The organism is Acinetobacter ihumii (genome assembly GCF_900625095.1).
Classification (GTDB): domain Bacteria; phylum Pseudomonadota; class Gammaproteobacteria; order Pseudomonadales; family Moraxellaceae; genus Acinetobacter; species Acinetobacter ihumii.
On sequence record NZ_LR130760.1, the window covers coordinates 1,083,874 to 1,095,859 of the forward strand.

Sequence of the window (11,986 nt, forward strand, 5' to 3'; positions counted from 1 at the left end):
AAGCGTTATGCCAATCGGAATGAATCGATGCAATATAAGAAAATTTATATAATGATTTTCTAAAAAAAGATAAAACCTTAATAGCAATATTTAATTTTGTTTTTATTTATCAATGAAATAAAAATTATTTATTAAAATAGAATCTTTTAGGAGTTTGATCAGGACTTAATACAAGATGTTTTATCAGGTGTGCGATTGAAAATGGATCAATGTCATGATGCATTTATAAATATCTATAATGGTCAAAAACTTTTCATCGATGCCAAAAGAACTTATCTTGCATCTTTTTTGTGCAGTTTGCGATTCTTGAGATGATTTGAGTCTTGAAATATGACATTTAGCTATTTTTATTTTGAGAACCTCAATTCACTATTTATATATATATCTTTACCATATTCTGATACCAAATTTATTAAAACTTATTCATGTGAAGCAATAGCTTTAGGATTTATGTAATAACACATATTTACTTCTTATTTGTTACTTCTAAATACCAAATCGTTTCACCCCAACTATTATTTCCTACCTCAGGAAACACCTCTCCCTGTTCAAAATGACGAGATTGCAATTGATTTGCAGGACTCCACCAATTGCCTGTTCGTTGACAAGTTTGACCAGCAAAACCTTTTAAGTTTTCAGTTTGAATTGTTTCAGCAGAGCCGCCTTCATCTCCAATGCGTTCAACCAATACCCATTCAGTATCTTCTTCATGATCATATTGTGGGCAATCTGGATCAAGTCCGACTAATGCTTCTATCGCATCATGCCCTTTAAGCAGCAGCTGTGCACTTGCTTCCTCTATCTCAGGAATGTAAATACCATCCTGTGGCACAGTTTCGCCTGTTTTTACTGTAACGTTTTGGTTTAACTTATACATTGGTAAAGATGATGGTAAGTTTAACTCTCCTAAATACTCTGCATCATAGTCTTCTGTTAAAAACAGTCATAGGCCAATTACCAAAAACTGTAGCTTTAATATTAGATGATAATTTACTAGCTTTACTTTGCCACTCATCAAATAATGACAAATTTTTTTCATCCATCCAATCAGAAAAATAGTCTATTCTTTGATTTCTAAAGTCAGTAACCACATTCCCTGCATATTGCAAAGCAGATAAGTCACCCTCTAATAAACGTTATACCCATAATTCAAGCTCTCAAAAGTTGATCTAAAATTAGGCAATACATGCTCACCCCAAACTATGTCAGGTTGTTGTGAAATATGTTGGTTTCGATAATCATAAGGTAAATCCTGCATAAACTGCTCAAGTGCATTCTCTGCTGCATCCAACATATTTTTAAAAGCATCTACCAGTTCTTTAAAATATTCCGCCGAACTATAGCGTTCAAGTAGGTAAATTTCCTGCGGACGAATTTCAGATGATTGTGACATTACTTTTTGTTCGTTACTTCTAAATACCAAATCGTTTCACCCCAACTATTATTTCCTACCTCAGGAAACACCTCTCCCTGTTCAAAATGACGAGATTGCAATTGATTTGCAGGGCTCCACCAATTGCCTGTTCGTGGACAAGTCTGACCAGCAAAACCTCTTAAGTTTTCTATTTGAATTGTCTCAGATGAACCACCTTCATCTGCAATGCGTTTCACTAGTAACCACGTTGTACTCTCTTCTCTAGCGTATTGCAAACCACTACGACTTAATCCCACCAGAGCCTCAATAGCATCGTACCCTTTAAGCAACAGCTGTGCACTTGCCTCAGATATTTCAGGAATGTAAATACCATTCTGTGGTACTGTTTCTCCTGTCTCTACTTTAATATCAGCGCTTAATTGATAAATAGGTAAAGAAAGTGGCAATTTTAATTCGCCCAAACAATCCGTGTCATAATTTTCTGTTAGAAAGGTTATAGGCCAACTGCTAAAAACCGTGGCTTTTATATTAGATGCTAATAATCTTGCTTTGCTCTGCCATTGATCAAACAATGCAAAATTACTTTCATCCATCCAATCTGGCAAGTAATCAGTAGTCTGAGCATTAAAATCACTTTTCACATTTCCTGCATATTGCAAAGCAGATAAATCACCCTCTAGTAAACACTTATAGCCATAATTCAATGCTTCAAGAGTTGATCTAAAGTTAGGCAATACTCGCTCCCCCCAAACTACATCAGGTTGTTGTGAAATATGCCGGTTTCGATAATCATAAGGTAAATCTTGCATAAACAGCTCAAGTGCATTTTCTGCTGCATCCAACATATTTTTAAAAGCATCTACCAGTTCTTTAAAGTATTCAATCGAACTATAGCGTTCAAGTAAGTAAATTTCCTGTGGACGAATTTCAAACTGCAACATTACTTTTTATCTCCATACCAGTTCTGCTCTAAACGAGGTACACCCACCATAATGGTTCTAGCTTCACCAATTAAACCACTATCATAGCCCCAAGGGGTTGCTTCACGTTTACTTATATTTGCTCGTACCAAATCCTTGGGATCAAGAACAATCTGCATCCCACCACCTTCAAGCACAAATATCTCGCCTTTACTATTTACCTTCTCAACTTTGCCAGCACTATTTTTAAAAGTTTGGCTCGCTGCTGGACCCTCCCATACCTTTAAGCCGCCTTTAGGAACCCTATATTTAACCATTTCTCCATTGTGATTCCATGAAGCAAATACCGCAAAATAGCGTCGCCAATCGGCTTTACTCTTAAGTTTCTTATATTCAGATTCACGCATCCAACAAATACTATTATCATAACTGCTAGGATCAAGGACACGATATAAAATCGTCCCCTCAGGAAGGTCTATAGGTTCTAGGTCATGAAATGTATCAAATTTACCTTTTAAAGCATAACTATTAGAACTATTAGAAATATCAGGATAGCCTTCTAGAATTTTTGGTGATTTTTTCAAAGCTGTATATTTTTCTTTCGCTGCTATATCAACCCAATTCGGTTTATTGTTTAAAACACTTTTTAACTCAGCATCTGTTCCTACTTTCTTAAAATTATGAATATTCTTAACATTAGTCGTCGCTTTAAAAGCCTGATCACTCTCTTTCTCGATTCTAACCGCCAATCTTTCCAAAAACTCTTGTACAGGTTTTAAAAACTCACCAAGTTTTTGATTCGCCAAGTTACGGACATCAATTACGGTTTGCAACATTTGGCGTGCTTTCTCACCAATCGCCTTACTTGCATATTTATCAATAAATTTAACAGTATCTCTTAAATACCCTACAAGTTGATCAAACACGCTTAACAAAGCCTGCTTTGTCAATATCCCTTTAACTTCTCGAATTTTGCTCGCAGTAGCTTTATAAATATTGGTGATTTTTGCGTTTTTGATGGCTTTTTTTACCGCCGGGCGTGCAAGAAATTTATTTAACTCTGTAATACCACTTTCAATCGCAGGTTCAGCAAACTTATAAATATTTCCACCTGTAAACTTCAAACCTTTAGTTGCAGGCTTAAGCATAAAGCGTCTAATAGGTGCCAGAATAACTTTAAAAATCCCTTTAAATAATGAACCCAATACAGGAAATAAGCCAATCAGTGTTAGAATCAGCCCCACCCATGCCCACGGATTATTACTGTCTTCTTTTATTTTTGTTGCGTTAGCGCAAAGGTCCCGAACATCACAAACCTGATCTACAAAAGGGATCATTGAAATCACTGTACCAGTGACAATTTGTGCAGTGGTTTGATCCTTAGCAAAGTCTCCTTGTAATACAACCCACAGCCATTCTGCAATATCTGCAGCAGTCTCTTGTCCTTTTTTGATTGCATCATTTACTGGGGCTGTAAACCACGCTAACGCATTGGTTAACTCTTTCTTAGATGGTAAAAAATCTGGCATTAAAATTGCCCCTTATTCTTATCAATCTTGTTTAACTCAGCCATTACTGTATCAAACCGATCCCAAGGTTTATCTTCTTCCATTTTTGGTTGTTCATACTCAACTCTAATTGCTTTCTCTGGAACATTTTCATGATGAGCTTTACCATGCTCATCTAATCTCCCTTCAATAGTCTGATTATTTTCAAAAAAGATTTTATAACCCAAATTTGCGAATGGCTCCTGATCAACATCTAGATGTTCTAAAGCAATCCAATTTTTATTATCAAATTTAGGCAAAGCTGGTAATTGTGCATTCACTTGCGCTCCCCCCACAAACAAATGCTGCCCTGCCTTCACCTCAAATTTGCCACTTGTCGTTGGAAAAACACCTGAACTATTAATCTTGATTTGTGAACCACCTGACGTAATCACGATCTCTTTTGGACTAGAAATTTCAACTTTGTCTTCCGTAGAGATAATCTTCACATCTTTACGTGCAATTAGATCAATGCCATCCCCTTGTGCCTGTATCTCTACTTTTCCCTTGCCTGCATATAATCTTGCACCTTGTTGTGCTGCAAACAGGCTTATCTTCTCCTGTGCATGTGCAATCATACTCTTTTGTGTGCTCAGATTAATACTTTCGCCCGCATGTTGGCTGAATTGTCCATTTGCACTGACGTAAATATCTGCATTGCTAGACATCGCGATTGATTGTGGTGAAGCCAGTAACATGACGGCTGTTTTAAAATCAACCGCTTTCTCAGGATGCTCTATTTCAAGATCTTTGAGAAAAGCCTGTATATTTTCTAATACGTCCAGCGGATCGGTTTGCTGATTTTTCGCAACTTCACTTAAAGCTTTGGCATTGTTAAGATTGCCTTCTATTTGCTGTTGAGCCTCTGTTGCTTTTAAATGCTGACCTTGTGCTTGTTCTTGTCGATGCGTCGTCAGGTATAGACCTTTTCCAGCCCTTACAGCCCCCCATTGGTCCGTCCTTAATTCAAAGCCCTCTCCACGCCCTTCACTTGTCGCACGTTCTTTAGGGTGACTTAAGTTTCCTAGATTCAATTGCGTAGCACCATGACTACTGTGTAGTTGGGCACTGATTTGTCCTGTGGTATCGTCAAATCTGAGTTGGTTGTAGCCCTCACCACCGATTTCTTTAGAACGAATGCCGCTGAGTTTTTTGGTATCAGGCAGTTGACCTTTGATATCAAATTTGGTCGGTGATCGTTGGGCTTCATGGATTCTTCCCGTGACAAAGGGACGGTCAATGTTGCCATCAAAGAAGTCGATCACTACGATTTCACCAACACGAGGTAAGAAACGAGCGCCATAACCTTCACCCGCCCATGGGGTCAGTACATCTACCCATGCTGAATCTGTATCGCTGTCATTACTGCCTGCACCACCATCGTGTTGATGGTCTTCATTTCTGGTAAAGAGAAAGCGGACTTTAATACGTCCCCATTCATCGACATGGATTTCTTCTCCCTCTGCACCCACAACTCTGGCGCGTTGCACATGGGCAGTCGCACGATGTTGTAGTGGATCATACTCTGGAACAATATCAATACTGCGGCGGACTAAAGTCAGTTCATTGGCTTGACGTTCTTGTTGGCTGTCTTTGCTACTTTGCCAATGGCTCAGTTTAAGGAGTTGTTCAACTTGGTTGTGTATGTCTTTGGGCAAGTTATTCTGGTTGTAAAAGCGTTTGCTCAGAATCAGAAACTCTTTGTCATTTTGACTGTGGTTTTTTTCTAATTCAGGATGATCAATGAGTTGAAACCAGTATCCGACTTGGATATCGCGTACGCTGCTGTATGCAATAAAGGATTTGGCTTGTAATGCTTGATATTGATTCAATTGTTTGTTGAGTTTTTCGAGTTGGCTATTGCCCGAAGCAGTGGCTTGGTCTTCACCATTCAGATCAGTGATCCATGCTGGGGACATGTTCCATGCCTGTTCCAGACTTAAGCTTTCGTTATCGCGTTGTTGACTATGTTGGTGGGTACTTAAGACTGAGCCACTGGCATCTTCCTGACTCAAGCTATCGGCTTGCCAGCGTTGTACATATATGGCGGTCGGTTGCAGTTGACGTTGTGCGATAAAACTGGTGATGCTGTCTTGTTGTTCGGTGGCATTGCTACGATGGTAACGAATGGTACGGCGTTGCAATGCTTGAAAGTGGCTATTGTCATCGATGAGGCGAAGTTTTTGTGCCTGAATTTTTTGCCCTTGTGCAGCAACCAAATAATGATCTTCATCAATCAGCCAGTTAATGGATTCCTCACGCATTAAGCGTGTTAGATATGCGTAGTCGCTCTCATTAGACTGCATGGAAAATGGGCGGATGTCGTAGTCTTTATTGAGTCCACTACTGTCAAGTTTAAGACTGGCAGCAAATAACGGGCTTTTGTTTTGCCACTCTTTAAAGATGATTTCGATAATTTCAATCGCGCTTTTATTCATAAAGACACGACTGTTACGGCGTTTATGCCATAGGCTGGTGGCATCTTGTAAGGTGATACGGTATAAGCTCAGTGCTCCATCACTTTGTCCTTGACTCGCACCTGTGATCATGCCTGTAGTTCGATACAGTTGTCCTGTATCAGTGACTTGATCGACTGCAACCTGACAGCCTATGAATTGTTTGAGGGGAATATAAGGATTGGTTGAAAGACAAATCAGTTCGGCAGAAAGCCCTTCATTCATGGCATGATAACCGTCAATGCGTTGTAGCATGACTTGATGATTCAGTTCTTGATTTGAAAATTGAAAGCTGATTGCACGTTTTTGTTGGTTAAATCCCAGTTGATCAAGAATGCCAAAAATATGATTCAACATTATTATAAGTAGCCTTATTATTGATCGAAAAAGGCTACCAGAACGTCCTGTCTATATCAATTTAAGTTATTTTGTCTTTTTGTTTCAGCTCATGCAAAAGCTTTTATAGGATTTGAAACATGAAATTTTATTTATTCAAACCACATTCGTAAAGTGATTATCAGGCATTTTTTGAAAGCGGTCTAACATAATCAAAACGCCAATATTTCCCATCATCAATTAGAAGATACAGTCCAAAAGCCCATCTGAAAGCTTGATACTCTTTTCTAGTGATTTCTTGTGCACTGATACTACAGACTTTACTTTTGAGTCAGTCAAACTCCTAACAGATTGAGCCATAACTTTACGGTATATTTTCATTTGTAATTAAACATACCGTAAAATATACCGTTAAAAATAAAGACATCCTAAAACGGTATCGGACAAAAATGGAGAGAGTTTAAACCTAATCTAATGATTTTTAATGTTTTTAGGATTTTATCGGGCAGGGTAAAATAGAAAAATGGTGCGCTCAGCGGGACTCGAACCCACGCCACAGGCTTCGGAAACCTGTACTCTATCCAGTTGAGCTATGAGCGCATGCGAGGCACATCATAGGCAAAAAAACTCAACTGGTAAAGTAGATAAGCGACTCAAAGGCTACTTATGTTTAATTAATCATCAGTTTAAAGATGATCGCCGTGTTTTATATAAGCTTTGGCAGATACAATTTATACGATATGCAAAAATTGATGCATCACATCGTTGCAAATTTAGTTCGACTAAATCCTATCAATGGGCTTGGATTATATTTTCAGATCAATCAAAATACCGCTATTATTTCGTAATGTGAGATTTTCATGACTGATGCATTGAAGTTACACGATTTGTCCAAGACATATCGCAATGGATTTCAGGCACTTAAAGGAATTGATTTAACCGTTCCTGAAGGCGAGTTTTATGCATTGTTAGGGCCTAATGGTGCAGGAAAATCGACCACGATCAGTATTATTAGTTCACTGACAAAAAAAACTTCAGGTATCGTCGAAATTTTTGGACATAATCTTGATACACATCCATCTCAAGCCAAGCAATGTCTGGGTGTCGTCCCCCAAGAGTTCAACTTCGGTCAATTTGAAAAGACGTTCGATATTCTGGTCACTCAAGCAGGATATTACGGTATTCCTCAGAAATTAGCGGAACAACGCGCTGAGTATTATCTGGAAAAATTGGGTCTTTGGGAAAAGCGTAATATTCAATCACGTATGCTCTCTGGCGGTATGAAACGTCGCCTCATGATTGCTCGCGCCATGATGCATGAACCTAAATTACTGATTTTAGATGAACCCACGGCAGGAGTAGATATTGAACTGCGCCGCTCTATGTGGGATTTTTTGGTTGAAATGAATAATAATGGAACATCCATCATTTTGACGACGCATTATCTGGAAGAAGCAGAAATGCTGTGTCGTCGTATCGCGATTATTGACCGCGGCACAATCAAGGAAGACACTTCAATGAAAAACTTCCTGAATCAGTTAAGTGAAGAATCTTTTATTTTTGATTTGATCGAACCGATTCAAGCTTTGGAAGATTTGAACATTATCGGGGTACGCTTTAACCTGATTGATCCACTGACTTTAGAAGTTACCATGGATAAAGGTCACTCTCTAAATGATCTTTTTCAGTTACTGGAAGCCCAAGGAATCACTGTACGTAGTATGCGTAACAAATCAAATCGCCTTGAAGAACTATTTGTAAAAATGGTTGAAAAAAATCTTCAAGGGGCAGCATCATGAATTTTAGTCAACTTCAAACTGCACTTTGGACCTTAGTCCGCAAAGAAATACGTCGCTTTATGCGCATTTGGCCACAAACCTTATTGCCACCAGCCATTACCATGAGCTTGTACTTTGTGATTTTTGGTAATCTGGTGGGGTCACGCGTTGGTCAAATGGCTGGGTTTAGCTATATGCAATTTATCGTGCCCGGTTTAATTATGATGGCGATTATCACCAACAGCTATTCTAACGTTTCCTCCAGTTTTTTCAGTGCCAAATTCCAAAAAAGCATTGAAGAATTGATTATGAGTCCAGTGCCTTTGCATTTGATCTTATGGGGCTATGTCATTGGTGGCGTGTGTCGTGGGGTGTTGGTCGGCATTATTGTCACAATCATGAGTTTATTTTTCACAGACCTCTATATTCATAACTGGTTTGTCACCATTTATACGGTTTTAGTGACCTCATTTCTATTTTCATTGGGAGGATTTATCAATGCGGTTTATGCCAAATCCTTTGATGATATTTCAATTATTCCCACCTTTGTACTTACGCCACTGACTTACTTAGGTGGTGTGTTTTATGCAATTAGTGCTTTGGGCCCATTTTGGCAACATTTATCATTAATCAATCCAATTGTGTATATGGTCAATGCCTTCCGTTATGGCATTTTGGGGCAAAGTGATGTCAATGTGACCATCTCTTTAATTGTAGTTACTATTTGCTGTGCTGTTTTATATGTAGTTGCATACTATTTATTGGCTCGTGGTTCAGGAATGCGTGAATGAGTGTCGAACAATCTTTATTGGGTAAAGAAACTGAATATCCTACCGAATATCAGCCGAGCGTATTATTTCCAATTGCTCGTGCCGAATCTCGTAAAAACTACGCAGATCTAGCCGGTATTTCTCAAGGTTTAGACTGGTGGCATGTGTTTGAATTGTCATGGCTAAATAGCGCAGGTATTCCACAAGTTGCGATTGGTCGTATTACCCTACCCGCGACCTCTAACTATTTAATTGAGTCGAAATCACTCAAACTTTATTTTAATAGTTTGAATTTTCATCAATTTAGCTCAAAACAAGCATTAATTGACCTTGTAGAACAAGATTTAAGTCAAGCTGCCAATGCAAAAGTTACACTGCAATTGTTTGATGTAGATGCGCTCGAAATTAGCCGCCCCCAAGGCATTTGTATTGATGATTTAACGCCTGAACGTTTGGAAAATCATCCCAACGCAGGACTGTTAAAACACGATACAGAACAGCAAGAGCATGTGGAAATCAGTTTATTTTCACATTTACTGCGTAGTAATTGTCCTGTAACAGGGCAACCAGATTGGGGTACGGTATTTATACGTTTTCAAGGACTTAAGCCTTGTTATCGTAGTATTTTGGCGTATATTATCTCGTACCGTCAGCACAATGGCTTTCATGAACAGTGTGTAGAACAGATGTTTGCCGACATCTGGACTCAACTTCAGCCAGACAAACTGATGGTATATGCAGCATATACACGCCGTGGAGGATTGGATATTAATCCATGTCGTGTATCGGATTTGTCATGGATGCCAAACCCTATTCGCTTGGCTCGACAATAAAACGAATAATTGAGGAACTCACATGCCATTTTTTGGTTTTATTCCATCTGAATCATTACTCAATAACATCCAAACGGGTATTCAGAAAAAAAACTCAAGTGAACCACTTTATCCATTACGTGATGAAGTGGCATTACAAATTAATGATGAAATTCTGGATGCCATTTTGCTTGAATTGGTTCGTCGTTTTCCCGAAAGTGATAAACGTGAAACAGCCGAAAAACTTGCTGGGTATGTAAAATCAACAGTTGCAGTGTTATTGAAACAACTCTTAAGCAAAGCGCCTAACGATGTCGTGAAGCAATCGATCGAGTTTTCTGAACGTAGTTTACACAAAGATCCAGAAGGTCGTTATCGTGTCGGTGAAGATCTGGATGCGACACTGGTCACGAATCTCAAAAATAGTTTTGCAGAAATTAAAGCAGGCAATGACGTGGATCGCCATGCTTTATCTGAACTGTATAAACAATTTGCTGATGCCACCATTCGCCATTTTATGATTGATTTTAATAAGACCCTTGATTTGGGCATGATCAAACGTAAAGGTGCAGACATTGGTGCCGCAGCGGTGACAAAAGCCGTGCATATTGCAATTGATAAATTGATTCCTCATCTACATAAAGAAGAAATCAAAGCCTTGGCAGAGTATCACGACACCTTATTTTTCCATTGATAGATCAATAAAGTTTAAGTGCTATCGAAAACTCGACAAAAGTCGGGTTTTTTTATTGCAAAATATTGATATTCATTGCCTAAAATAGCAATTATGTTAGCATGCGCCAAGCATTGATTGACCGTGTATGAAATCGCATGTCTCCAAGTTCTCAATACAAATTTCTACGTCAGGCACCACGCGATGGTTTAAGCACCGCAATGCAGCCTTCACGCTTTCAAAAATTACATATTGACCCTTGGCTATGCTTTTTTCTGATCTTAAACGCCTGTTTAGGGCTGACTGTACTTTATAGTGCTTCAGCACAAGATGTCGGCTTAGTGACCAAACAAGCCATAAGCTTTGGAATTGGTTTTGCCGTCATGTTTGCTCTGGCGCAGATCCCTCCCAAAGTCTATCAAGCGTTTTCTCCTTACTTTTATCTGTTTGGCGTATTGTCATTACTGGCGGTGATGATATTTGGCGAAGTACGCATGGGCGCTCAACGCTGGATTGATATTCCCGGTTTTGGTAGCGTACAACCTAGTGAATTTATGAAAATTGGTATGCCCATGATGATTGCATGGTTCTTATCACGTAAACCACTCCCACCTAGCTTAATTAATGTCATTATTTCACTGGTACTGATTGGTGTTCCTTTCCTACTCATTGCAGAACAACCCGACTTGGGCACATCCTTATTAATTTTAGCCAGTGGTGTCTTCGTGCTGTTTTTAAGTGGCTTGTCATGGAAAATGATTGGTGCAGCCGCGCTTGGGGCAGGCATTGTAATTCCAATCGCATGGGAATTTTTATTACATGACTATCAACGCCAACGGGTTTTGACTTTATTAAACCCAGAAGCAGACGCTTTGGGTACGGGCTGGAACATTATTCAGTCCAAAACAGCCATCGGTTCTGGCGGATTTTCAGGCAAAGGTTTCCTTGAAGGAACTCAGTCGCATCTTCACTTTTTACCCGAAGGTCATACCGACTTTATTATTGCTGCCTTTTCCGAAGAGTTTGGCTTAATTGGTGTAACAATTTTAATTCTGCTTTACTTTGCCATCATTTTTAGAACGTTTCAGATTGGGATGAATTGTTTCCACAATTACGGCAGATTAGTCGCGGGTGCATTAGGTTTGTCTTTTTTTGTTTATGTATTTGTAAATGCGGGTATGGTCAGTGGTATTTTACCAGTAGTGGGTGTGCCTTTACCTTTTATGAGCTATGGCGGTACCGCGATCATTACTTTGATGGCAACTTTTGGCTTGGTCATGTCCATTCATACGCATCGTTGATGAAAAAACTAATCATTA

10 protein-coding genes and 1 tRNA gene are annotated in these 11,986 nt (G+C 39.0%); 5 read left to right on the forward strand and 6 right to left on the reverse strand.

All coding sequences use genetic code 11. The annotated features are described in order from the left end of the window. Positions 1 to 466: 466 nt before the first annotated feature. From E0D95_RS15820 to E0D95_RS05130, 6 genes are all read right to left on the reverse strand, one after another. Positions 467 to 877 (reverse strand): hypothetical protein, encoded by a 411-nt coding sequence (locus E0D95_RS15820; RefSeq protein WP_228258827.1) that lies wholly within the window; start codon positions 875 to 877, stop codon positions 467 to 469. A gap of 249 nt (positions 878 to 1,126) precedes the next feature. After that, complete coding sequence (locus E0D95_RS15825) at positions 1,127 to 1,393, reverse strand: hypothetical protein (RefSeq protein WP_228258828.1); 267 nt, start codon at positions 1,391 to 1,393, stop codon at positions 1,127 to 1,129. Further along, a complete protein-coding gene (locus E0D95_RS05115) occupies positions 1,393 to 2,316 on the reverse strand; it encodes a hypothetical protein (RefSeq protein WP_130802875.1) in 924 nt (307 codons plus the stop codon). Before E0D95_RS05115 ends, E0D95_RS15825 begins: the two co-directional genes overlap by 1 nt. Next, positions 2,316 to 3,824 (reverse strand): hypothetical protein, encoded by a 1,509-nt coding sequence (locus E0D95_RS05120; RefSeq protein WP_130802876.1) that lies wholly within the window; start codon positions 3,822 to 3,824, stop codon positions 2,316 to 2,318. Before E0D95_RS05120 ends, E0D95_RS05115 begins: the two co-directional genes overlap by 1 nt. Further along, on the reverse strand, positions 3,824 to 6,655 hold the full coding sequence (locus tag E0D95_RS05125; RefSeq protein WP_130802877.1) for a type VI secretion system Vgr family protein: 2,832 nt from the start codon (positions 6,653 to 6,655) through the stop codon (positions 3,824 to 3,826). Before E0D95_RS05125 ends, E0D95_RS05120 begins: the two co-directional genes overlap by 1 nt. A gap of 503 nt (positions 6,656 to 7,158) precedes the next feature. Further along, positions 7,159 to 7,234, reverse strand: a tRNA-Arg gene (locus E0D95_RS05130). Between the two features lie 260 nt (positions 7,235 to 7,494). On the opposite strand from E0D95_RS05130, the gene E0D95_RS05135 reads away from it, so the two are divergent. The 5 genes from E0D95_RS05135 (at position 7,495) to rodA (ending at position 11,968) form a co-directional block, all read left to right on the forward strand. Continuing rightward, entirely contained in the window at positions 7,495 to 8,433 is a 939-nt protein-coding gene (locus tag E0D95_RS05135; protein ID WP_130802878.1) for an ABC transporter ATP-binding protein, read from the forward strand. Continuing rightward, entirely contained in the window at positions 8,430 to 9,203 is a 774-nt protein-coding gene (locus E0D95_RS05140) for an ABC transporter permease (protein WP_130802879.1), read from the forward strand. The genes E0D95_RS05135 and E0D95_RS05140 overlap by 4 nt, the downstream gene beginning before the upstream one ends. Beyond that, positions 9,200 to 10,015, forward strand: coding sequence for an NADPH-dependent 7-cyano-7-deazaguanine reductase QueF (gene queF / locus E0D95_RS05145; RefSeq protein WP_130802880.1), 816 nt, complete (start codon positions 9,200 to 9,202; stop codon positions 10,013 to 10,015). The genes E0D95_RS05140 and queF overlap by 4 nt, the downstream gene beginning before the upstream one ends. A 22-nt stretch (positions 10,016 to 10,037) precedes the next feature. Further along, complete coding sequence (locus E0D95_RS05150) at positions 10,038 to 10,688, forward strand: hypothetical protein (RefSeq protein ID WP_130802881.1); 651 nt, start codon at positions 10,038 to 10,040, stop codon at positions 10,686 to 10,688. A gap of 137 nt (positions 10,689 to 10,825) precedes the next feature. Next, positions 10,826 to 11,968 (forward strand): rod shape-determining protein RodA, encoded by a 1,143-nt coding sequence (rodA, locus tag E0D95_RS05155; RefSeq protein WP_130802882.1) that lies wholly within the window; start codon positions 10,826 to 10,828, stop codon positions 11,966 to 11,968. The last annotated feature ends 18 nt before the right edge of the window (positions 11,969 to 11,986 follow it).

Bases quoted from the DNA above. Each gene is read 5' to 3' on its own strand.
- queF (WP_130802880.1), top strand. From the start codon at position 9,200: ATGAGTGTCGAACAATCTTTATTGGGTAAAGAAACTGAATATCCTACC.
- E0D95_RS05125 (WP_130802877.1), bottom strand. From the start codon at position 6,655: ATGTTGAATCATATTTTTGGCATTCTTGATCAACTGGGATTTAACCAA.
- E0D95_RS05150 (WP_130802881.1), top strand. From the start codon at position 10,038: ATGCCATTTTTTGGTTTTATTCCATCTGAATCATTACTCAATAACATC.
- E0D95_RS05115 (WP_130802875.1), bottom strand. From the start codon at position 2,316: ATGTTGCAGTTTGAAATTCGTCCACAGGAAATTTACTTACTTGAACGC.
- E0D95_RS05140 (WP_130802879.1), top strand. From the start codon at position 8,430: ATGAATTTTAGTCAACTTCAAACTGCACTTTGGACCTTAGTCCGCAAA.
- rodA (WP_130802882.1), top strand. From the start codon at position 10,826: ATGTCTCCAAGTTCTCAATACAAATTTCTACGTCAGGCACCACGCGAT.
- E0D95_RS15825 (WP_228258828.1), bottom strand. From the start codon at position 1,393: ATGTCACAATCATCTGAAATTCGTCCGCAGGAAATTTACCTACTTGAA.
- E0D95_RS05135 (WP_130802878.1), top strand. From the start codon at position 7,495: ATGACTGATGCATTGAAGTTACACGATTTGTCCAAGACATATCGCAAT.
- E0D95_RS15820 (WP_228258827.1), bottom strand. From the start codon at position 877: ATGTATAAGTTAAACCAAAACGTTACAGTAAAAACAGGCGAAACTGTG.
- E0D95_RS05120 (WP_130802876.1), bottom strand. From the start codon at position 3,824: ATGCCAGATTTTTTACCATCTAAGAAAGAGTTAACCAATGCGTTAGCG.